16 protein-coding genes and 1 pseudogene are annotated in these 22,932 nt (G+C 65.1%); 6 read left to right on the top strand and 11 right to left on the bottom strand.

Annotation, left to right across the window (positions count from 1 at the left end):
• Positions 1 to 9: 9 nt before the first annotated feature.
• The 4 genes and pseudogenes from AC1DRP_RS01465 to AC1DRP_RS01450 all read right to left on the bottom strand — a co-directional run.
• Positions 10 to 570 (bottom strand): annotated as a pseudogene (locus tag AC1DRP_RS01465) (efflux RND transporter periplasmic adaptor subunit); the annotation flags it as partial.
• Between the two features lie 251 nt (positions 571 to 821).
• Positions 822 to 2,030: an MFS transporter gene (locus AC1DRP_RS01460; RefSeq protein ID WP_476767617.1), complete on the bottom strand. Its 1,209-nt coding sequence runs from the start codon at positions 2,028 to 2,030 to the stop codon at positions 822 to 824.
• Between the two features lie 23 nt (positions 2,031 to 2,053).
• Complete coding sequence (locus AC1DRP_RS01455) at positions 2,054 to 3,136, bottom strand: helix-turn-helix transcriptional regulator (protein WP_441490728.1); 1,083 nt, start codon at positions 3,134 to 3,136, stop codon at positions 2,054 to 2,056.
• 178 nt (positions 3,137 to 3,314) lie between these two features.
• Positions 3,315 to 4,466, bottom strand: coding sequence for an alpha/beta hydrolase (locus tag AC1DRP_RS01450; RefSeq protein WP_476767616.1), 1,152 nt, complete (start codon positions 4,464 to 4,466; stop codon positions 3,315 to 3,317).
• A 355-nt stretch (positions 4,467 to 4,821) separates the two neighbouring features.
• Between AC1DRP_RS01450 and AC1DRP_RS01445 the strand changes: the two genes are divergently transcribed.
• From AC1DRP_RS01445 to AC1DRP_RS01430, 4 genes are all read left to right on the top strand, one after another.
• Positions 4,822 to 6,372 (top strand): AbgT family transporter, encoded by a 1,551-nt coding sequence (locus tag AC1DRP_RS01445; protein ID WP_441506405.1) that lies wholly within the window; start codon positions 4,822 to 4,824, stop codon positions 6,370 to 6,372.
• Positions 6,373 to 6,426: 54 nt separating this feature from the next.
• A complete protein-coding gene (locus AC1DRP_RS01440) occupies positions 6,427 to 7,632 on the top strand; it encodes a M20/M25/M40 family metallo-hydrolase (protein WP_441506404.1) in 1,206 nt (401 codons plus the stop codon).
• A gap of 100 nt (positions 7,633 to 7,732) precedes the next feature.
• Entirely contained in the window at positions 7,733 to 9,568 is a 1,836-nt protein-coding gene (locus tag AC1DRP_RS01435; protein ID WP_476767615.1) for an SLC13 family permease, read from the top strand.
• Between the two features lie 941 nt (positions 9,569 to 10,509).
• Positions 10,510 to 11,841, top strand: coding sequence for an MFS transporter (locus AC1DRP_RS01430; protein WP_476767614.1), 1,332 nt, complete (start codon positions 10,510 to 10,512; stop codon positions 11,839 to 11,841).
• A 113-nt stretch (positions 11,842 to 11,954) separates the two neighbouring features.
• On the opposite strand, the gene kce is transcribed toward AC1DRP_RS01430, so the two are convergent.
• From kce to AC1DRP_RS01405, 5 genes are all read right to left on the bottom strand, one after another.
• A complete protein-coding gene (gene kce / locus AC1DRP_RS01425) occupies positions 11,955 to 12,899 on the bottom strand; it encodes a 3,5-dioxohexanoate:acetyl-CoA acetone transferase (protein WP_476767613.1) in 945 nt (314 codons plus the stop codon).
• A gap of 21 nt (positions 12,900 to 12,920) precedes the next feature.
• Entirely contained in the window at positions 12,921 to 13,859 is a 939-nt protein-coding gene (locus AC1DRP_RS01420) for a 3-hydroxyacyl-CoA dehydrogenase (protein ID WP_476767612.1), read from the bottom strand.
• 55 nt (positions 13,860 to 13,914) lie between these two features.
• Positions 13,915 to 16,440, bottom strand: coding sequence for a branched-chain amino acid ABC transporter ATP-binding protein/permease (locus tag AC1DRP_RS01415; protein WP_476767611.1), 2,526 nt, complete (start codon positions 16,438 to 16,440; stop codon positions 13,915 to 13,917).
• A 7-nt stretch (positions 16,441 to 16,447) separates the two neighbouring features.
• Positions 16,448 to 17,323 carry a branched-chain amino acid ABC transporter permease gene (locus tag AC1DRP_RS01410; protein WP_441506399.1) on the bottom strand — a complete coding sequence of 292 codons (876 nt, stop codon included), beginning with the start codon at positions 17,321 to 17,323 and terminating at the stop codon, positions 16,448 to 16,450.
• 200 nt (positions 17,324 to 17,523) lie between these two features.
• The gene (locus AC1DRP_RS01405; RefSeq protein WP_441490738.1) at positions 17,524 to 18,789 is read right to left on the bottom strand and encodes an ABC transporter substrate-binding protein; all 1,266 of its coding nucleotides are present in this window, start codon (positions 18,787 to 18,789) and stop codon (positions 17,524 to 17,526) included.
• Between the two features lie 118 nt (positions 18,790 to 18,907).
• Here AC1DRP_RS01405 and AC1DRP_RS01400 point away from each other — a divergent pair, with 118 nt between their 5' ends.
• Positions 18,908 to 19,672 (top strand): GntR family transcriptional regulator, encoded by a 765-nt coding sequence (locus AC1DRP_RS01400; protein ID WP_476767610.1) that lies wholly within the window; start codon positions 18,908 to 18,910, stop codon positions 19,670 to 19,672.
• A gap of 56 nt (positions 19,673 to 19,728) precedes the next feature.
• Positions 19,729 to 20,505 carry an SDR family oxidoreductase gene (locus AC1DRP_RS01395; RefSeq protein ID WP_476767609.1) on the top strand — a complete coding sequence of 259 codons (777 nt, stop codon included), beginning with the start codon at positions 19,729 to 19,731 and terminating at the stop codon, positions 20,503 to 20,505.
• A 94-nt stretch (positions 20,506 to 20,599) separates the two neighbouring features.
• Here AC1DRP_RS01395 and AC1DRP_RS01390 read toward each other — a convergent pair whose 3' ends face one another.
• Positions 20,600 to 21,805 carry a mandelate racemase/muconate lactonizing enzyme family protein gene (locus AC1DRP_RS01390; RefSeq protein ID WP_476767608.1) on the bottom strand — a complete coding sequence of 402 codons (1,206 nt, stop codon included), beginning with the start codon at positions 21,803 to 21,805 and terminating at the stop codon, positions 20,600 to 20,602.
• Between the two features lie 8 nt (positions 21,806 to 21,813).
• A complete protein-coding gene (locus AC1DRP_RS01385) occupies positions 21,814 to 22,932 on the bottom strand; it encodes a mandelate racemase/muconate lactonizing enzyme family protein (RefSeq protein ID WP_476767607.1) in 1,119 nt (372 codons plus the stop codon).

Below are 22,932 nucleotides of genomic sequence, written 5' to 3'. Positions count from 1 at the left end.
GCCGATCCTGGTCACGACGCCTGGTGCATCGGCCTTCAAGGTGGTGAAGCCGACGACATCTTCTGCGGAATTGACGCGGGCTTGTGCGGCGTCGACCTGAGCCCGGGCAGCCGTGCGCCCCTGCTCGGCAGCCTCGAAATCAGCCTGCGTCGTGACATTGCGCTGGAGCAGATGGCTCTGGCGCTGCAACTGGTTGTCGGCCTTTCTCAGAAGGCCCTGAGCAGCCGTGAGTGCCGCCCGCGCCGAACGCAGTTCGTTGAGTTCGTTCTCGGGGTCGAGGCGGGCAACGACCTCTCCCTCGCGTACCGTCGCGCCGACCGCGACGCGCCTCTCCGCCAGCCGGCCACCGATGCGGAAGGAGAGCGACGCCTGGTCCTGCGCTTCGATATGGCCGGTGAAATTGATGTCCGCTGCCTGGCGGGGCTCGTCGACCGTGATCGTGCGGACGATCCGCACGGGCGGCGGGGCCTCGTCGGCCTCGCGCTGGCAGGCTGCGGAGGCGAGTGCAATGACGGTCAGCGCGGCTGCATGCAGAGACCGGGAGGGACCAGGGCCGCGACGCACGCTCATGCCTTCGGCCCTCGCAGCGCCGCCCTCGCACACGGCGGAGTTCTTGCAACGATCCTGCCATTCGCGGGGAACGGGTTCTCTCGCAAGCCGTTCAAAAGCATCATGTTCTTCCTCTGGCAACCGCGAGGCAGAGGCCGTGGAACCTCGGGCGCAAGACAAGTGTCCGTCGCCAATCTCTTCGGGCGGCAGGGACGGACGCTACCAACAGTCCGGGAAGCGCGGATTAGCTCAGAATCCCAACTCTGCGCTGGTCATCCCAATTTTGGGACAGGGTACTCGGCGTCCGGAGGTCCTTGCTGCGGAGCCGTATCCTCCCGTCTCAGGCTGGCTGCGACAGGGATCAGCAAGAGGAAGCCGATGCCGGAAGCGATCGCCATCAGGCCATAAACATGCTCCCCCCACGAGCCGTAGAGATAGCCGGCAAGGGTCGTCAGAGCCGCCATCACCCCGGCCCATCCGGCGGCAAGCCAGGCCTGAGCCTGGGCCAGCATGCTGCGCGGCGCGAACTTCGCGAGCAGAAAGATGCTGCCCAGATGCGTCGCGCCGAAGGTCAGGCCATGCGTCAGCTGCAGCAGGACGACGAAGGCTATATCCGGGTCGAGAGCCATGCCGGCCCAGCGCAATGTGGCGACAGCGCCGCTGGCGGCGAGCAGGACGCCTGCTCCGGCCGAGCCGCGGATGACGTATCCGAGCAGGCTGAAGAATGTGATCTCCGACGCGATGCCCGCCGCCCAGAGGCTTCCCATGGTACCCCCGGAAATGCCGAGGCTTTGCCAGTGCAACGTGCTGAACCCGTAGACGGCAGCGTGGCTCGCCTGGACGAGTGCCGCCCCGGCAATCGTCAGGATCAGCAGATGCGGCCTCTCCACCAACCCGGCCCTCTCGTGGGGAGCGGCTGATCTCTCCGGCAGGCGAATGGTTGCGGCGGCGACCGTGGCAAGCGCGGTCGCAAGCGCCGACAGCAGCAACATTCCGATGATGGACGAGATCGGCAGCCAGTCGAGCATCCAGCCCGCCGAGAGGTTGGCGAGCGCAAAGCCCGCCGAGCCCCACAGGCGAATCCGCCCGTAGCGCAGCTCTGCCGAGCGCAAGCCCTCGAGGCTGCGCAGGGTTACGGCATCGGTGAGGGCGATCAGTGGACCCTGGGCGAGCGCGATCGCAATCACCAGCAGCAGGATTGGCAGGAAGCCCGCGGCAAAGGCGAGAAAACCTGTGCCGATGACGACAGCCACCGAGCAGGCAACCAGCGCAATGGTCATGCGCACGCTCCGGTCCGCGAGGACGCCAACGACCGGATTTGCGATGATGCGGGTCAGCAGCGGTGCGGCAAGCACGATGCCGATCGCATCGTCACCAAGCGATTGCGCGCGCAGCCAGAGCGGAAAGAACGGCAGATTGACGCCGAGCTCGAAGAAAAGGGCCGCGTAGAGAAAGGAGAGGCGCCCCGTCGCCCCCTTCATGCCGAGAACCTCATGCTCTTCGGCTAGTCGGCAAGGCTGTGTGCGGCGCGTTCATCTCCGCTCCCTCCCGCTGCATCGTCCAGCGCCGCATCCTGCTGGGCAAGTCCAGATGGGAGCGAGGAGAATTTGGTCAGGTGCCGTTCGCGCGCCTCGGTGGGGCTGTAGCCGAACTCACGTCGGAACGCCCGGCTGAAGGTCGAATGATCGATAAAGCCCACTTCATTGCCGATGACGTGGATCGACAGGGCATCGCGAGTCGATGCGAGTCGGCGATGCGCCTCGCGAAGCCTTTCGCGATTGATGAAATGAGCCACGCCACCCGTGCTCTCGAACAGCCGGTAGAGCTTGGAGCGGGACATCGCCATGAGGCGCGCYAGCCGCTCGGGACCAAACTCGGGGGAGGCCATGTTCTGCCGGACGACGCGCCGGGCACGATCGATCAGAAGGGAGGTCAGCGGCACCTCCGCAGCCTCGGAACGTTCGACCCGCGGCGCGATGCAGGCCGCGACCAGCGAACGCGTCGCGGTGGCGAGGCCCTGCGCATGCTCCACCGAGATATGCGGCAGTTGTCGGGCGAGGTTCTCCATATAGCCCGTGAGCAGCGCCCCGAGTTCGGGATTGATTTCCAGATCGTGCGCCCGCTCGAAATCGACGAGTTCCTCCTGGCAAAAGTTACGAGGCAGGAACAGCGTCAGGACTTCCGTGTCCTCGGCCTGGCCTTCGAACGGCATGGCGAGCGAGCGGAAGCTGAGATTGCCTTGCCGCTCGGGGGGGCTCAGGGAAAGCAGGTTGCACTCAGGCGAACAGGAATGCGCGAGCACGACGCACCAATGATCCATGAAGGACCGCGGCCTGTGCCGCCAATGGCGAGCGGGGGCGTCGGCGTAGAGCGTCCTGGTCAGAACGACGTCGCCGAAGCTCCACGAGGAGAACTCGGCGTCGAATGGCTCGGACGCGTTCGGCGTAGGCAAGAGATCGATCGTCTCGGAGAGCAGAGAACGCCACGCGTCGAACTGATCCTCCGCGGGCAGTCCCTTGGTCGAGAAGTTCTGAACGAAGACCGCTCCGCCCGGGATCCCTGAATTGGTACTAGAGAGAGCCGACACGGCATTCTCCTCGCGATAGCGTTACGTTAATCTTGGCCCCGCGTACCAACGGGAGGTCAATGTTTCTCAGTTCCGTGAAGAAACTGTGACGCTCGGAGCTAGCAATGGCAAGCAATAAACCGCCGAGAATTGTCGTTATCAGGAGGAAGCAGGTGGTCCTCTTGCGGCACTTGGCTCGCTACTGGCGCGGGGACGCTGCGTCGAAGACGCGAATCGGCGCGGTAACGATCAGGCTGGCGGCCGAACCGAGCGCATCCGCAGCCATCAGCGGAGTGGAAACGTCGGAATCGGTGATGACCTGGCCTTGGAGCAGCCGGCCTCCAATGAGGCGGACCGCATCGGGGCTGGCGGCAAAGAGGTCGTGATTGATGCGGTCGCCGGCATTGATGGCGCTGAGATCCAGCACCGTGATGCCTGACAACCCCGCCAGCTGCTGCTGGTACTCGTCGCGCGTCAGGTCGATGCCGCCGAGGCGCGTCGCTCCGCGGGAAATGAAGCGGGAGAGCTGCAGCGCCCTGTCGTTCTGCGAGACGAAAAGCGTGATCTGCGGACGCTGGGAGCCCATGTCCTCGACTTGCCGGCGAAACACGCCGACATCGAGATCGGGCGAGGCCAGAATGAGATTGTTGATCTTCCGGGGGACGCCGCCCTGCTCGAGAGCGATCTGCCTGACGGCCTCGACGGCAGGCCAGCTCCCCATGGAATGGGCGAGGATGACGATTTCGCCGACAGAGGGGCTACTTGCAGCCGCCTTCAGCAGATAAGCGAGATCCGAGCGGGAATACGATGCATTGTCGAAATCCCGGCTGTAGTCGAGCAGATGGCCGCGCGACGGCCACGAGAACAGGACCGGGGACGCATCGGCATCGGCGTCATGGGTCAACTGCGCGAAACGAAAGACGGCGCGGTCGAACGGCGTGTTGAAGCCGTGGACGAAGACGAAGACCCGGCGCTTGCGCCCGCCCGTCGACTTGAACCATTTGACGAGGTCCGTCTTGGCGACCGGCGCGGTCGAGGTGACGACAAAATCCGKTGCCGCATTGCCGGGAGCCGTGCGCGGCAGCTGGATGGTACCGACCTCCCGATCCTTGGGGATCGAGACGACGATATTGCTGAACGAGACCGTATCTCCGCGCTCGCCGCTGAACAGAACACCCGCTTCCGCCGAGGGAGCGCGCGTCGTCGCGGCAAGCATGTTCACACGGTCGGTACCGGCAACGGGCTCGACAGGTTGAAGCAATCCGCGTGGCGCCGAAGCGCAAGCACTGAGGCCGAACGCGACGGCAAGTCCCGCCAGGCTCATCCCCAAGGTGTCGAGGCGGCGGCCCATGGTCAAAGAGCCCCAGGATTCGGGCGCGCGCCAAGCATTGCACGCAGTAACGGGCTTACCGAATTGCTCTTGCATGCCTTACCGTGCGTCGGTGTCACGTCGACGTCCCCAATCTGCAAATAGGAGATCGGAGGATCTCGAGCGGCTGTGTCAGGATAAAGAACCCATCCGGAGGCAGCAAGCTTGCCGTCAACTTTGGGACAGGCGGTCCAAGCTTTGGGATTCTGTGCCGATGCCCTCGGCGCGCAGGGAATTAAGTTGCCGGTATGACCGCCTCGGCAACGATTCCGGCGGCACACCTGCTCATCGCGACCCCCCGTGGGGCCGAAGTCCAAGGCTTAGGGGAGGGCAAGACATGTCTACCGGGAACGTCGCGTCAAAGACAACGATGCAGAGATTTCTCGATACGGTCGAGAAAGTGGGGAACATGGTTCCCCATCCCGTCGTCATCTTCCTCATCCTCATCGCCATCGTCATGGTGCTGTCGGCCGTGCTCAGCCTGTTCGGCGCGGCGGTCACCTTCGAGCGCATCAATCCCGACACCCATAAGGTCGAGATGGCGAGCACGGCGATACGCAGCCTGCTCAACGTCGAAGGCATTCGCTTCATCTATTCGTCGCTGATTCCGAACTTCATGAGCTTCACCGCCGTGGGGCTGATGATCGTCGCGATGATCGGGGCCGGCGTGGCCGAGGAATCCGGCCTGGTGACGGCGCTGATCCGGAAGCTCGTCATCGTGTCGCCGGGTTGGGCGCTGACCTATATCCTGGCCTTCGTCGGCATCCTCGCCAGCATTGCCGCGGATGCGGGCTATCTGGTCCTGATCCCGCTCGCCGGCATTGCCTATCTCGCCGTTGGGCGTCATCCGCTCGCCGGCCTCGCGCTCGGCTTTGCTGCCGTGGCCGGAGCCTTCACGGTCAATATGCTGATCAAGCCGCTCGACGCCGTTCTCGTCGAGTTCACCAATGACGCCGCCCATCTCGTTGATCCGAACCGCTCGATCGGCCTGGCTTCCAATGTCTGGTTCTCGATCGCCTCGGTGCTGTTCCTCACCGTCGTCATCGCCTTCATCACCGACCGGATGATCGCACCGCGCCTTGGCGTCTACGATCCGAAGCTGGCGGCCGAAGGCACCACGACGGAGCAGGGCGCTTCGTTGTCCGATCAGGAAACGCGTGGACTGCGCTTCGCGGGGCTCGGCCTGCTCGCGCTGGTTGCGGTGTTCTGTCTGTTGACACTGCCGCCGGGGGCGCCGCTGCGCAATCCGACAACCGGCGAGCTGATCGGCAACTCGCCCTTCATGAACGGGCTGATCGCACTGATCATGCTGATGTTCCTCACCACGGGCTGGGCCTATGGCATCGGAGCCGGGACCTTGCGGACGTTGCCGGAGGTGATCGCGGCGATCGAGAAGTCGATCAAGAATCTCGGCGGCACGATCTTCCTGTTCTTCGTGCTGAGCCAGTTCGTCGCCTATTTCACCTATACCAACATGGGCACCGTCATGGCGCTCAGCCTGTCGGGCGTCCTGCAGTCGGCCAATATCGGCGCGCTGCCGCTGCTGCTCGGCTTCATCGTCGTGGTCGCGATCATCGACCTGCTGCTGACCGGCGCGATTGCAAAATGGGCGATCTTCGCGCCCGTCTTCGTGCCGCTGCTGATGAAGCTCGGCGTCGAGCCGGAAGCGGTGCTGGCCGCCTATCGCGTCGGCGATTCCCCGATGAACGCGATCACACCGCTCAACGCCTATTTCGCCCTCGTCGTGGGCTTCGCCCAGAAATACGACAAGACCGCAGGTGTCGGCACGATCGTCTCCCTGATGCTGCCCTATGTCGTCTGGATGTTCGTGTTGTGGACGGCGCTCTTCGCGGTCTGGAAGATGCTCGGCCTGCCCTGGGGCTTGTGACGGCCGGTCGCGCAGCCCGAAACGAAATAACCCTGACCTGATCGGATGGACATCATGAGCAGCCCCTCAATCCCCCTCGACGTCGCAAGTGCCATCGACCACCTGATGAATTTCCTCTCGGTCGAAGGCGTGACCGGTCAGGAAGCCAAGATCGGGGCTGCGGTCAGCGAGGCGCTGAAGAAGGTCGGGGTGCCGGCATCCGCGATCCGCTTCGACGATGCCAACAAGCGCATCCCGGTGCCGACGGAGACCGGCAATCTCTTCGTCGATCTGCCGGGCACGCGGCCGGGGCCACGCCTGCTGTTCTCCACCCATCTCGACACCGTGCCGCTTTGCGCCGGCGCCAAACCTCGGCGTGAGGGCGACCGCATCGTCTCCGACGGGACGACCGCGCTCGGCGGCGATGCCCGCACCGGCGTCGCGCTCCTGGTCGTGCTCGCCGAGACGCTGATCAAGCACAAGCTGCCGCATCCGCCGATCACCCTGCTCTTCACCGTCCGCGAGGAGAGCGGGCTGCATGGTGCCCGTGAACTCAACCCGGCCGATCTCGGCGGGGCTGCGATGTGCATCAATGTCGATGGCCAGCTCGCCTCGGAGCTGCTCGTCGGTGCAGTCGGCCAGGAGAACTGGGAAGTCGAGATCAAGGGCAAGGCATCCCATGCCGGCGTCGCGCCGGAAAAGGGCATTTCGGCGACGCTGGTCGGCGCCATCGCGATCGCCGAGGCACAGCGTGCCGGCTGGTTCGGCAAGGTCGTCAAATCCGACGGCCACGGCACCAGCAATGTCGGCATTTTCGGCGGCAAGGGCGGCACGGTCGCGGCCGGCGATGCGACCAATGTCGTCACCGACTACGTCTATATCCGCGGCGAGGCGCGCAGCCCGGAGGCTGCCTTCGCGACCAAGATCGCGAACGGCTACAAGGAGGCCTTCGCCAAGGCGCAGGGCGAGGTGAAGGATCACGAGGGCAACACCGCGGAGGTGAAGTTCAGCCAGAAGCCGGCTTACCCCCCCTTCGAACTGGGCCAGGATGCTCCGGTGGTGAAGCGTGCCACCAAGGCGCTCAAGCTGCTGGGCATCGAGCCGACCTATCTGTTCTCCAATGGTGGTCTCGACGCCAACTGGTTTGACAAGCACGGGGTTCCGACCATCACCATCGGCGCCGGGCAGGCCGAGATCCATACCATCAAGGAGTATGTGAATCTCACCGAGTACGAAAAGGGTTGCCGCATTGGTATCCTGATGGCGACCCTGGAAGACTGAGGCCTTGGCTGGGTGCGGTGTGCCGGGGCGTAGACTGCGCCGGCATGCTGCGCCCTACGCATTTCTGCGGCCTGGCAGGGCCCAATAGGGAGCTGAGCGATTGAGCCCGATAGCCTATACCGGCACCATCATCGCCGTTGCCGTGGTCTTGTTCATCTGGAACAAGATTCCCGTCGTTCTGGTCGCGATGGGAGTAGCGCTTGCCCTTTGGGCGACCGGGGTCCTGACCCTGCCCCAGGCTCTGGGCGGTTTCGGCGACCCCGCCGTCATCTTCATCGCCTCGCTCTTCGTCGTCAGCTCCGGGCTCGAGGTCACCGGCGTCACCGCCTGGGCAGGCCAACTCCTGATCAAGGGAGCGGGCGAGGAAAGTCGAACCCGCCTTCTGATTCTCACCATGATTCTCGTTTCGCTGCTGACCGCGGTGATCAGCCTCAACGGCGCCGTCGCTGCATTGCTGCCGGTTGTTGTCGTCATCGCGGTTCGGCTCAACCGCAATTCTTCGCAACTGCTGATGCCGCTGGTCTTCGCCGCGCATGCGGGTTCGATGCTGGCGCTGACGGGAACTCCCGTGAACGTGCTGGTCTCCGAGGCCAGTAGCGATGCAGGGATGGGTAGCTTCGGTTTCTTCGAATTCGCGCTGGTCGGCGTGCCGCTGCTGGCGGGCACGATGGCGATCATCATCCTCTTCGGCCAGCGCCTGCTGCCTGAGCGCAATGGCGCGACCATGCCCGCCGATTTCAGCCGGCATGCCAAGACGCTGGTCGAGCAATACGGCCTTGCCAGCGGCATCTATCAGATGCGCGTGCGTGCCAGTTCGCCTTATCTCGGCGCTGCGCCCGCCAGCATCGACCTGTCGGCCTATCCGGGGCTGCAGCTGGTCGCCATTCAGGAGGGCGAAACCGCAAGCCCCATCCGTCGCTCGGTCATTGCCGATGGCGATCATCTTTTGGTTCGCGGTGAGGCTGACGCGGCCGCGACACTGGCGGCGGAGATGCATCTCGCCTTCCGTGAGGAGGCAAAGCAGGGGCAGGGCGCGGAGACGCTGTTCAACCAGCGCTCCGGTCTGGCCGAAGTCGTGATCCCGCCGCGCTCCGGCCTGATCGGCCAGACCGTTTTCCCGGGGATGGTCACCGACAGTGGCGATCTGATCGTTCTGGCCGTGCAGCGCGCGGGGGCGGAACTCGCCGCCGCGAATGCAACCAAGGATTCCGGTGGCATCGTGCTGCAAGCCGGCGATACCATGCTGCTGCAGGGCACCTGGAAGGCGCTCGACGTCCATCTCGACGATCCCGATGTCCTCGTCGTGAGCTCGCCCGAACTGGTGCGCCGTCAAGCCGTGCCGATGGGCCCCGGCGCGAAGCAGGCCGTCATCATTCTCGTCGCGATGGTTCTGCTGCTTGCCACAGGCGTCGTCCCGCCCGCCGTCGCAGGTTTGCTGGCTGCAGGCGCGATCATCCTGTCGGGCATCATGAATGTCGAGCAGTCCTACCGCGCGATCGGCTGGACCACCGTGATCCTCGTCGGCGCGATGATGCCGCTCTCGACCGCGATGGTGGAAACCGGTGCGGCGAAGCTGATGGCCGAGCGGCTCGTCTACATGGTTGGCGATGCCGGCCCAGTCGCCTTGCTTGCGGGTCTGTTCGTGCTGACTGCCGTCATGGGGCAGTTGATCAGCAATACCGCGACCGCGCTGATCGTCATCCCGATCGGGGTGGCCGCTGCCGCCAGCATGGGGATTTCGCCGCGGCCGGTCTTGATGAGCACGGCCGTTGCCGCCGCCGGAGCTTTCCTCACCCCGATCGCGACGCCGACCAATCTGATGGTGATGGGGCCAGGCGGCTATGCCTTCAGCGATTACTGGAAGCTCGGCCTGCCGCTGCTGATCTGGTTCTTCGTGGTGGCCGTCTTCATCGTTCCGCTCATCTGGCGCTTCTGAATTCTGTCCGACTGCCGAGAGTTTTCGCCGAGCTCGCGGTCAAAGCGGGCGGAGCAGGAACGATCGGCCGTGACAGCGGCCGATCGATTGCCTGGCGTGGTGATGCGCCGGGTCAACATTTGGCTTGAGGCCAAGGAGGATCAATTGGTTGATATTCGCGGAGCAGCGCTCGCTGCTGGGATGGTTATCGGAGCACTGTGTTCGGGCACTGCCTTTGCTGCCCCGGTATCATCGGCTGGTAGCGTTGCCACCAATCCCGGCGTCGAACTCGCACAATGGCACCGTTCGCCCCCGCGGCATGTCGCGCCACGCCATGGCCGCTGCTGGTGGGAAAACCGTCGCGTGCGCGACCATCGTGGCCGCTGGGTCGTCCGCCGCGTGCAAGTCTGCCGCCGCTGACCGGGCAATCCGGGGCGCGCCCCGGACCAGTGCGGGCGGTCGCCGCGCAGGGATGACGCCGCGTAGTGACGTATGTCCAGCTGGCCTTGGGGCCAGGATGCAGACGCCGAGAAGCGCCAAGAACTCCCACGCTTCTCGGCACACCACATCTGATCGGCAGGAGCTGCCGCTACCCCGGACTCAAACTCCGAACCACACAGATCCAGGATCCTCCGGCCTTCGGGCGTCGCTCGATCCTCCGAGACGGTCGCGTGTGATGACAGTGTCGCCGGCTCTCTTGCATTGAGAGCGATGTCGCGATGGATGCACCGATAACCCAAGCAGACATCACCCCGCTCTTCTAAGCCACGTCCCTCCCTGAATGATGCTGCCGAAAGAGCGGCCAGAACGGCTGATCTGCTCGGAATTGGGCGATATCGAGCATCTTGTTCGGTCGGCGCGGGGTCAAATCACATAGCCCCCGTGCTGCTACTCGCGGTGCCCGGGACGGTCTATCGCCAACTTGGGCAGCCGATGACGATGAAAGGGGTCTGCGCAAGCCGATGACCAATCTGCCCGTCGGCACGCCAGGGGGACAGGCCCCATGCCAGAAGCCACCGCCCGACCAACAGCATGCATTGCTGCGTATTCTCGGCCTCGCCTGCTTCGGCTCTTCGCTTGGTGTGTTCCTGTTCGACCCGGTGCTGCCCATGCTCAGCCGGGATTTTGCGGTGCCTCGCAGCCAGGTTGTGGCCATGGCGACGGCGTTTGCGCTCGCCTATGCCCTGGCACAGCCGATTGCCGGTGCTCTCGGCGACCAACTCGGCAAATTGCGGGTGATGCGCGTCTGCCTCGGGGTGAGCGCGCTTGGCACATTGCTCGGCAGCCTTGCCTCCAGTTTCGAGCTGCTGCTCGCCACCCGGCTCGTCGTCGGCTTCTTCACGGCCGRCACATTCCCGCTGTGCTTTGCCATCCTCGCGGAGCGGATCGCGCCTGAGGGGCATCAGGAGGCTTTCGGCAAGGCCAGTGCGGTCTCGGTCACAGGGTCGCTGGCCGGGGCCGTCGGGTCCGGCTTCATTGCCGATGCGCTCGGCTGGCGCGGCAGCCTGCTCGTGGCCGGCCTGATCGGCCTGAGCTGTTTCGCTATCGTCACGGCGGCGCTGCGCGATACCCGCGAAGTCTCGTCATCGCGCGCCGGGTTCGGCTCGGCGTTCTCTGCCTATCGCAGGATTCTCGGGCTGGCGAGCGCCCGCCGCGATCTTGGGCTGCAGCTTGCCCTGACCGGACTGACACAGGGCTTGTTCCCGCACATTGCCTTTCTCGTCGGAGCCAGTGCGTCCACCGTCGGCATCGTGCTCTCCGGCTTCATGATCGGCAGCATTGCCTATGGGGTCAGCCTGCGCCGCACCCTGCGCTGGATAACGCCAGTCCATTTCACCCTGGCCGGCGGTCTGGTCATGGCGCTCGCCATGGCAAGTCTGAGTGCCCATCTTCCCTGGCCTTTGCAGTTCGGCGCATTGCTGGCATTCGGCTTCGCACTATCGCAGTGCAGCCATTCCACTTCAGACCTATCTGGCGACGCTGACCCCGCATACGCAGGGCGCGATGATGGCGTTGCACTCGATGGCGGCCATGCTCGGGCAGTCGGCCATGCCGCTGATCTATGCGGCAGGGTTCGACAGGGCCGGCATCATGCCGACCCTGCTTGTCTCGGCATGTCTGCTCGGCCTCTGCGCCGCGGCGGTCGCCTCAATCATGCATTCCAGCAAACGCTGCCGTTGAACCGAATCGTCGGGGGCGCGAGGGACGATGCATCTTCCGCCGCGCAGATCGAGGCGTTCCGCAACGTCATGATGACCGGCAGTAGGTCGGCCGCGATTTCGAGGCGGAGTTAGATCAACGGACCGGATATCGTATCCAGTCCGATGATCTAACCCTTTGTCCTTGCATCGGCTTTCCCGAAAACCGCAATCCACTTTTCGGGCCGATGCTTTAGTAGCGGCGCCGTTCAAAAGGCGACCTTGTCTGCCCCCTTGAGCTGCAGCAGTTCGCGCGCATCGTCCGGAGTCGCCAGCTCCAGTCCGAGACCTTCGATGATCTTCCGCGCCGCCCGGACCTGTTCGGCATTGGATTTTGCCAACTGTCCCGGCCCGATCCAAAGCGAATCCTCCAGACCGACGCGCAGGTTGCCACCCATCGCGACAGCCATTGCGGCGATCGGAAGCTGGTGACGCCCGGCGCCAAGCACCGACCAATGGTACTGGTCGCCGAAGAGCCGATCGGCCGTGCGCTTCATATGCGCGACATCTTCCGGGTGCGGCCCGATGCCGCCGAGCAGGCCGAAGACCGACTGGACGAAGAAGGGCGGCTTCACCAGCCCGCGATCGACGAAATGCGCCAGCGTGTAGAGATGTCCGATATCGTAGCACTCGATCTCGAAGCGCGTGCCGTTCTCGGCGCAGGTCGTCAGGATGTTCTCGATGTCCTGGAACGTGTTCTTGAAGATGCGGTCCTTCGAGCCTTCGAGATAGGGCTGCTCCCAATCATGCTTGAACGCCTTGAAGCGGCTCAGCATCGGATACAGACCGAAATTCATCGAGCCCATGTTGAGCGAGGCGACTTCGGGCTTGAAATGGGCGCAGGGTCGCAGACGCTCCTCGATACCCATGGTCGGCGCACCGCCCGTGGTGATGTTGATGACGCAATCGCTGCGCTGCTTGATCACTTTCAGGAAGGGCTCGAAGGCCTCGGGGGACTGGTCCGGCTTGCCGGTGACGGGATCGCGAGCATGGACATGCACGAGCGCCGCTCCCGCTTCGGCGGCGCCGACCGCAGCGTCGATGATTTCATCGGCGGTCACCGGCAGGTAAGGCGACATCGAGGGGGTGTGGATCGCACCGGTCACGGCGCAGGTGATCATGACTTTGCGGTTCTTGGCCACGGCGGCTCCCATCAGCGGTCAGGATGAAGGATTTCAGACGGGTTTGCGCGCGGCCGCGCGCTTATGGGCCTGCAGTGCGGCCAGCCGCGTGTCGCGCCAGTCGCTCAGGCGCTTCACCCGCTCGGCCGATTGCGTTCCGGGCCATTCGCTCATGACCGTGGCGACGGTTTCCGCGCCAAACGGGTCGCCGCCAACGGCTTGTGCCGCCATGGTCGCGATGGAGGCGCCGTAACGGGCGCAGTAATCGGGAATACCGCCGGGCGCGTTGAGCTCGATCGTCTCGAACGGCCCCATGAAGGACCAGCGCAGGCCGAGCCCGTCGCGGATCGTCTTGTCGACGTCTTCCGCACTCGCGACGCCCTCGCCGACGAGGCGAAAGGCTTCCGCCAGCAGCACGGCCTGCAGGCGGTTGAGGACGAAGCCCGGCTTCTCCTTGCGCAGCACGATCGGAACCTGCCCGGCCTGTTCATAGATCGCCTTGGCCCGGGCGAGGACGGCCGGATCCGTCCAGGGCGCCGGTGCAAGTTCGACGATGGGTACGAGATGCGGAGGATTGACGGGATGGGCGACGACACAGCGGGCCCGCCCCGGGAGCGTCTCGCTGAACACCGAGGCCATGATGAACGAGGTCGAGGAGGCGAGAATCGTCTCCGGCGCGGCAAGCCTGTCCATCTCGGCGAAGAGGGCGCGCTTGGTTTCCACGGCCTCCGGCCCGTTCTCCTGCACGAGGTCGGCGCGGTTCAAGGCATCCGCCAGGCCCGAGGCGACGCGGATACGCGCGAGCGAGCCCCTTGGGTCCTCGACGAGGCCGTGGCCGGCGAGTTCCTCAAGATTGCTGCCGATATGGGTGCGGGCGGCCTCGGCCGCTCCGGGCGCGACATCATGCAGTGCGACGTCGAAACCATGGCTGGCGAAGATGGTGGCCCAGGCACGGCCGATCAGTCCGGAGCCTATGATCGCGATCTTGGTCATGCGTGTTGATCCTGCGGGAAGCGACGAAGGTCGGGATAGGGTTGAGGCAGGGCGCTCACAGCCAGAGCACCTGCCGGCGTAGCGCCAGGTCCTGGCTGAGAGCCTTCGACGGGCCGACATGAGTGACCTGGCCGCGCTCAAGCACGACCGTGCGGTCCGAAAGTGCCAGCGCAAGGTCGAGATGGTGGTCCACGATCACGATCGCGATCTCCTGTCTCAGCTTGTCGAAGGCCTCGAAAAGTTCCTCGACCACAGCCGGGGCGAGGCCCTCGAAGGGCTCGTCCAGCAGCAAGACACGTGTGTCACCGGAGAGCGCCCGCGCCACGGCCACCATCTGCTGCTCGCCACCGGAGAGGTAGTCGGCCGGGGAATGCCAGCGCTGCTTGATGCGTGGGAAGAAGGCGAAGATCTTGTCGTCCTCCCAGCGCGTGCCGTTGCCGGTCAGGCGCTTGAGGCGGCCGAGCTCCATATTGTCCTTGACGCTCATGCCGGCGAAGAGACCGCGCCCCTGCGGCACATAGGCGAGGCCGGCGCGCGCGATCGCGGCCGGCGGCAGGCGTGCGATGTCGGCACCGGCAAGATTGATCGTTCCCGTGGCGGGCGGTGCAATGCCGGTGATCGTCTTCAGCAAGGTCGATTTGCCGGCGCCGTTGCGGCCGAGCAGCGCCACGATCTCGTTCACGTGGACGTCGAAGCTGACGTCGCGGAGAATGTGGCTCTTGCCGTAATAGGTGTCCACGCCGGAAAGCCCGAGCAGAACCGTCTCCCCTGCCGCACTGGGGCGTGGCTTCTCGGCCAGCGCATGCGCGCCCGAGCCGATATAGACCGCCTGAACCTGCGGGGAGGAGCGTGCATCCTCGACCGTGCCGTCGACCAGCACGCTGCCCTCGTTCATCACCGTGACATGGTCCGCGATCTGGAAGACGCGGTCGATATCGTGCTCGACCAGCAGCACCGGCAGGTCGGCCGAGATCGACTTGATCAGGTTGCCGACGCGTTCGCGCTCGGCTGCTGCGAGACCGGCGAGTGGTTCGTCCAGGAGCAGGACACGCGGCTTGGTGGCAAGGGCGAGACTCATGTCGAGCAGACGCTGGCCGCCATAGCTGAGCGAGCCGGCCTCGGCGCTCTCGATGCCGCGCAGGCCCATGGTCTCGATGACCTGCCGCGTCTCGTCCGAAACCTGTCCCAGCGACTCCGCCGCCCGCCAGAAGCCGAAGCGCTCCGGAGCGCGCGCCTGCACGGCGAGACGGACATTCTCGGCGACGGAAAGCGACGGGAACAGATTGGTGATCTGGAAGGCGCGGCCGATGCCGGCGCGGGTGATCGCTTCGGGCGAGAGCCCCGTGATCTCGCGCTCGCGCAGGCGAACCTCGCCATGATCCGGCCGAAACTGGCCTGAGATCAGGTTGAAGGCGGTCGTCTTGCCGGCACCGTTCGGGCCGATCAGCGCATGCAGCGACCGGTCGCGTATCGCGAGAGTGACACCCTCGACCGCCTTGATGCCGCCAAAGCTCTTGGCGAGGCCGGTCGCGGTAAGGATTGCGCCCTCGACCCAGTTCTGCGGCTTCATGAAATCCGGGAGCGTGACCGCACCGACCTTGCGCGCCGACATTGCCGCGTCCTCGGCTGCCTGCTTGCGGAAGGGCCGCAGCAGGCGCTCGCCGACGCCAACGAGCCCCATGGGTGAGAAGACGATGAAGCCGACGAAGAGCAGCCCGAACCAGAACAGCCAATTCGGCGTGAGGCTGGAGAGATAGTCGCGGAAGATCACGAAGAAGAGCGCGCCGAGAGCCGGGCCCAGGAAGGAGCGCATGCCGCCGATCACGACCATCGCCAGCAATTCGCCGGAGAAGGCGACCGAGATCGGCTCGGCCGAGGTCATGCGGTTGTTGAACAGCAGCAGCGTGCCGGCAAGCCCGGTCAGGGCCGCCGAGATGGTGAAGGCGACGAGCTTGTAGCGGTTCGTCTGGTAGCCGAGAAACCGGGCGCGCTGTTCGTTCTCGCGGATCGCGACCAGAACGGTGCCGACMGGAGAGCGCTGGAAGCGCCAGAGCCCGTAGACCACTGCCATGCCGATCAGCGCGACGAGGATGTAGAACGGCAGCGCCTGATCGAAATCGACGCCAGCGAAGAGCGGGCGCCTGATGCCGCCGAGGCCGTCCTCCCCGCCGGTCACGGCGGTCCAGCGGAAGGCGATCGAATAGGTCATGGCGGCGAGCGCCAGGGTCAGGAGCGAGAAATACACGCCCTTGCGGCGCAGGATCAGGGCGCCGAACGCGAAGGCGAGCACGCCCACGAAGAGCACCGCGAGCAGGATCGGCAGGGCGAACTGGCCGGGCAGCCAGTTGCGCTGGATCAAGCCCGCGGCATAGGCGGCGAGCCCGAACCAGGCGCCATGGCCGAAGGAGACGAGTCCGGTCGTGCCGACGAGAATGTTCAGGGCCATGCAGGCAATGGCGAAGACGACGATCTCGGTCGCCGAGGTGGTGCCGAGCCCAATGAAATGCATCAGGAAGGGCAGGGCGGCGAGGCCGATGGCGGCAATCAGGAGAGGCGCGCGGTCGCGCTGAGAGGCTGTCATTTCGCCCTCACTCGAAGCGCTGGATGCGTTCGCCGAACAGGCCGCGCGGCCGGAACAGCAGGACGAGCAGCATCATCAGGTAGATCACCGCGGTCGACCATTGCGTGAAGCCGAGGCCGATGGTGATGCCCTTGACCACGCCGACCATCAGCGCCGCCACGACCACGCCCCAGAAGGAGCCGAGGCCGCCGATGACGACGACGACGAAGGCCGGGGTGATGATCTCCTGCCCCATGGCGGGATGGATCGAGTAGATCGGCGCGAGCAGGACGCCGGCCAGGCCGGCAAGCCCAATGCCGATGCCGGCTACAGCCATCATGTAGGGCTGCAGCGAAATGCCGAGCGCACCGACCATGTCGGGGTTCTGCACGCCGGCCCGGACGACGCGACCAAAGGACGTGCGCTGGAGCAGGAACCAGAGCCCGAGTACGCAAGCTGCTGCGATCAGGAGCAGAAGCGCGCGATAGCGCGAGTAGATGAACTCGCCGAGGAAGATCTGGCCGCGCAGTGCAGGCGGGATCGAGAACGAGAGCGGTGGCGCGCCGAAGATCATGCGCAGGGATTGCTCCGCCACCATCGCGAGCCCGAAGGTCAGCAGCAGCGAGAGGATCGGGTCCGAGCGGTAGAAGCGCTGGAACAGGCCGCGCTCGACGACGATGCCGATCAGCGCCACCAGCACCGGCGACGCGATGATCGCGCCGCCGAAGCCGATATGGGGCGCGAGCACGATCGTGAGATAGGCGCCGATCGCATAGAAGGCGCCATGCGCGAGATTGACGATGCCGCCGAGCGAGAAGATCAGCGACAGGCCGAGCGCGATCAGAAGGTAATAGACGCCGTCGAGCAGTCCGTTCAGTACCTGCTGGATGAAGAGAATAAGCAAGGGGACGCCTTTGCTTGATCGACAGGGCCGGGCAGGGGCGCGGCGCGCCCGAGAGGTTCGGGAGGCGCCTTCATCCCGGCCGCAACGAAGCGGAGTGCCGGGGCCATCCCAGGGCGCTGGGCTCTACGATGGCTTCCGGATCGGCGCCGCTGGCGCGGCCGATCCGGAATGACGGCGCGGATCTGGCAAGGGGGAGCGCCTCAGCTCATCTTGCAGACCGCCTCGTCCCCCGTCGTCGCGATCACTTCGAGGCTTTCGTTCGGTCCCGGCACGGGCGGCGAGGAGGTGAAGAGATCCCACTGGTTCTTGACCTGCGCTGCCGGCAGCGCCGTGATCGTGTACATCTCGCTCATCAACTGATGGTCCGAGGCGCGGAAATAGCCTTCCCGCGTCTTCATCACGTCGAATTTCGCGCCCTTTTCCCAGTGCTCGAGGATCTTGGCCGTGTCGGTGCTCTTCAGCTCGTTCATCGACTGGGCCATGATCTTCACGGCCATGTAATCGCCCCAGGCCTGGTTCTCGGGCGGCTTGCCGTATTTCTTGGTGAAGGCGGAGACGAAGGTCTTGCTCGCCGGCGTGTCGATCAGGTGGTGCCAGACGCAGGGCCAGACGCCGCCAAAATTGTCCTTGCCGGCAGCCCAGGCGAGCGCCGTGTCGAAGCCGAACCCGGCGACCGGGAAGGTCAGGCCGAATTCGGAATACTGCTTGAGGAAATTGGTGATCTGGTTGCCGGCAAGGTTCGAGATCACGATGTCGGGCTTGGCGGCGCGGATTTCGATCAGGAGCGCCGAGAAATCGGTTGCGTCGGTCGGCACCAGCTTGTCGGCGGCGAATTGGCCGCCATTGGCTTCCATGAAGCGCTTGGCGACCTTGAGCAGGTCATGGCCGAAGGCGTAGTCGGCGGTCAGCGAGAACCACTTCTTGCCCTTGACCAGCCCCTGCGCCATCAGCGAGCGGCCGCAGCTCTTCACATACATCGAGTTCTGGTGCTCGACATGGAACATGTAGCGGTTGCAGCTCTCGCCGCGCAGGGCATCGGAGTTGCCGCCGGTGTTGACGAAGAGGATCTTGTTGCGCGCTGCGACCTGCGAGATCGTCAGGCAGGAGGCCGAGGAAATCTCGCCGAGAATGCACGCGACCTTGTCACGCTCGATCATGCGCTCGGCCTTGGTCGAGGCGGTCTGCGGATTGACCGAATCCTCCTTCAGGGCCTCGAGCTTGCGGCCGTTGATGCCGCCCGCAGCATTGATCTCCTCGACGGCGAGGTCGACGGCCATGACGCCGTACTCGCCGAGCGGACCGAGGAAGCCGGTGCGCGGGGTCAGGTGGCCGAAGCGGATGGCATCCGGCGTCTGCGCCAGGATCAGCGACGGACTTGCAATCAATCCGGTGGCGGCACCGGCTCCGAGCCCGGCAAGGGCCTGACGTCGTGACAAACGAAATTTCGACTGCTGATGGTCTGCCATTGCGTTCCTCCCAGAACGGTTCCGCGCTGTACGCTGGAGATTGTCGACCTGCTGTCTGCTCTGCTGGCGGCTTGATATCCACTTGTCGTGATCTGTGATCACAGTTAGGTTGGCAGACATGGTTGCCCCTGTCCAGTCCTTCGCCAATCCGGTTGCCGACGAGGGGATCGGCGATGTGTCGGCTGGCCGCGATGCATCTGCGCTCGACGAGGTCGGGGCGCTGACGCGCGAAACCCTGGGGGAGAGGGTCACCGGGGAATTGCGGGCGCTGCTCGTTGCCGGCCGGCTTGCTCCGGGCGAAAAGCTCTCGTTGCGGCGTGTCGCGGAGGCTCTTGGTGTCTCGATGATGCCGGTGCGCGAGGCGGTCAGCCGGCTCGCTGCGGATGGCGCGTTGGAGGTGCTGCCCGGACGTGCCGTACGCGTTCCGCTGCTGAGATTGGCACAGTTTCGCGAATTGACGCGCCTGCGCCTGGTCGTCGAGGGCTTTGCGGCCGAAGAAGCAGCAAAGACGGCGAACGAAGCCGAGATCGAGGAGATCGCCCGGCACGAAGCCGCATTCCGACAGGCGGCAAGCGCCGATCCTCCAGACGCCGCAGGCGCAGTCGCAGCCAACCGCAATCTGCATTTCACGCTCTATGAGGCGGCGCGCATGCCGACCTTGGTCGAGATGATCGAGCGGCTCTGGCTGAAGGCCGGCCCCATCCTCAATCTCGATATGCGCCACGAACCGCGCCGCCTCGACGGTGGCAGCGCCGTGGTCTCCCATGCCGCCCTGCTCGATGCCTTGCGGCGCCGGGATCCGCAGGCTGCAAGGGCCGCGCTGGAAGTCGATATCGCTGCAGCCGCCGCCCACATCGAAAGCACCGGCGGCCTGGCGCCATAGTCAGGTTCGCCGCAATCTGAGAGGCGCTACGGCGCGGGCATCGGGGGGAGACGACAATGGATTTGCAGATCAAGGGATTGCGCGTTCTGGTTACGGCGGGCGCCAACGGCATTGGCCGGGCGACGGCGCGCGCCTTTGCGGCGGAAGGCGCCAGGGTCCATATCTGCGACGTCGATCGCGAGGCCCTGGCAGCGATGGCGTCCAGCGATCCGGCGATCACGCAATCGGTCTGCGACGTCTCTGACCGCGACGCGGTGGCCAACCTGTTCAATGAGGCGCTGGCGGCGCTCGGCGGGCTCGACTGCCTCGTCAACAATGCCGGTATCGCCGGGCCGACCGGCCGCGTCGACGAAATCGATCCCGCGGACTGGGATGCCTGTGTCGCAGTCGATCTGACCGGTCAGTACAACTGCACCCGGCTCGCCGTGCTGCATCTCAAGCAATCCGCCAATGCCAGCATCGTCAATCTGTCGAGCCAGGCCGGCAAKCACGGCTTTCCGCTGCGCTCGCCCTATGGCGCGGCGAAATGGGGGGTCATCGGCTTCACCAAGGCGATCTCGGCGGAGCTCGGCGAGTTCGGAATCAGGGCCAATGCGATCTGCCCCGGCCTGGTCGACGGTGCCCGTATCCAGAGCGTGATCGCCAACAAGGCGCGCAGCTTCAACATCTCGCATGAGGAGATGACCCAGCGCCTGTTCGCGGGCGTCTCGATCAAGCAGTTCGTCGACCCGAACGACATCGCCAAGCAGATCGTCTTCCTGGCGTCCCCCTTCGCCAAGACAATCTCCGGTCAGGAAATCTCGGTCTGCGGCGACACGCGCATGCTCAGCTGAGCGGGGAGCAGAGCAGGGCGCGAGATCCTTGCAGCGACCCGGCTTCGCYCGGAGGCCGGGTCGGAAATGCGACGGCGGGCGCCGATACCGAAGTTCAGAGGTCGGAGAGGCGGCTGAAGCGCACGATAGCGTCGGCGCGCTTCTCCAGCCCAGGGAGCAGCTCGAGGCCGAGGCCGGGCGCGTCCGATACGGTGATCATCCCGTTCTCGGCCTTGGGCAGGTCGGTGACCAGCTCGGTGTACCAGCCGGTATAGAAGGCGCGGACCGATTCCTGGATCAGCGTGTTCCGGGCATGCATCGAGAAATGGCACGATGCCGCGTAGACGACTGGGCCTGTGCAGTCATGCGGGGCGACCGGCGTGTGCCAGGCCTCGGCCATGCCTGCGATCTTGCGGGCTTCCGACAGACCGCCACACCATGACAGGTCGAGCATGACGACCCCGGCGGCACCGGTCTCGAGATAATCTCGGAAGGAATGGGTATAGGCCAGCGTTTCCGAGGCGCAGACCCAGGCCTTGGAGTGGCGGGCGTACTCGCCGAGATCGTGGACATTGTCGAGCCGGAACGGGTCCTCGTGCCAGTAGGTGTCGAATTCGGCCAGGCGCTCCGCCAGCTTCTTCGCCATGGGCAGGCTCCAGAGCGAGTGGAACTCGACCATGATGTCCATCTTGTCGCCGACCGCCTTGCGGATCTTGCGGAACGGCTCCAGCGCGGTGTTCAGTTCCTGAGGCGTGATGTCCCAGCCGGCCGAGCGTTCTGCCGCGATATCGAAGGGCCAGATCTTCATGCCGGTGATGCCCTGCTCGAGCAGGGAATGGGCGAGTTCGTCGGCGCGATAGAGGAAGCCTTCGAGATCCTCATAGGGGCCGCCTTGCTCGCCGACATGCCAGTTGGCGACAGCCTGCGAGCGCGCATCGCGAATATATTTGTAGCCGGCACAGGTGTTGTAGGTGCGAATCGTGTCGCGCGTCTTGCCGCCGAGCGCGACGCTGACCGGCTGGCCGATCGCCTTGCCGTAGATGTCCCAGAGCGCGATGTCGACGGCCGAGTTGCCGCGCGTCTCGACGCCCGAGCCGCGCCAGCCGAGATAGTTGTTCAGGCTGGCATTGCGCGCCTCGATCTGGAGCGGGTCCTTGCCGAGCAGCTTCGGCGCCACGGTCTCGTGCAGATAGGCTTCGACCGCGGCGGCGCCCATGAAGGTCTCGCCGAGACCGACCAGGCCCGCATCGGTGTGGAGCCGCACCCAGATGATGTTGCCGAACTCGGTCAGGCGGATGGTTTCAACAGCAGTGATTTTCATGAGGTTTCTCAAGCGAGAGGCTTGGCGTAGCGGGTGAGGGCCCCAGCGGTCGGCGTCGTGCCGGCGCCGGGCTGCTGGGGTCTTAGGAAATAGCCATCGGCGACATTGGCGGGCTCGACGAAGGCATCCTTGATCCAGGGAATGTATTCGAGGATCGGCGTCGCCTGATGCCAATAGGCGAGATGGACATGGACCTGGCTCATCTCGCCAGCATGGGGCGCGACCGGCAGGCGGCTGGCGAGTGCAAGCTCCGCGACCTGGATGTACTCGGTGATGCCGCCGAGGCGGGTCACGTCGGGCTGGACGTAGTGGATGGCGTCGGCCGCGACGAAGGCGCGGAAGGCGTCGAGCGAATAGAGCTGTTCCCCGAGCGCAATCGGTATCGAAGTCGCCTTCGCCAGCGCGGCATGCGAGCCGACATCGTCATACCAGAGYGGCTCCTCGAACCAGAAAATGTCGAGCKCCTCGGCCCGCGCGCAGAAGCGCTTGCAGGTCGGCAGATCCCATTTGCCGTTGCCGTCAATGGCGAGGGAGACATGGTCACCAATGGCATGGCGCACGGCTTCCAGTCGGGCGATGTCGATCCCGGGGTCGGCATGGCCGACCTTGACCTTGAGACGCCGGAAGCCGTCGCGTTCGACCGCCATGCGGCAGCCCTCGACGAGCTCTTCCCGCGGGATCGAAAGCCAGCCGATATCGGTGTTGTAGGCTTCGAGCTTCGGCTTGGTCGCGCCGCCGAGCAGGTGCCAGAGCGGTACCCCGGCCGCCTTCGCCTTGAGGTCCCAGAGCGCGACATCGACCGCGGCAAGCGCGAGCTGCGTGATACCGGCGCGTCCGACCCATTGCAGGGCAGGGTGGCGGGCGAGCTTCAGCCAGAGCCGGGTGATCTCGGAAGCATCCTCGCCGATCAGCAACGGGGCGTAGCAGTCGCGGATGCAGGAGGTGATCAGCCGGTCGGAGGCGAGGTCGGCATGCGTGCCGGTGAAACCGTAGCCTTCGAGGCCGTCCTCGGTGACGATCTTCGCGCCGACGACGCCCCAATGGCTGATGCGGTGGGTCGAGTCGGCAATGGAGCCGCCCGTCACCGGGATATGCAGGATGAAGGGTTCGATGCGGGTGATGCGCAT

It is taken from the genome of Allobosea sp. 01N443, assembly GCF_056399325.1.
The sequence above is the reverse complement of the archived record's forward strand: the minus strand, read 5'-3'. Positions and strand labels throughout refer to the sequence as shown.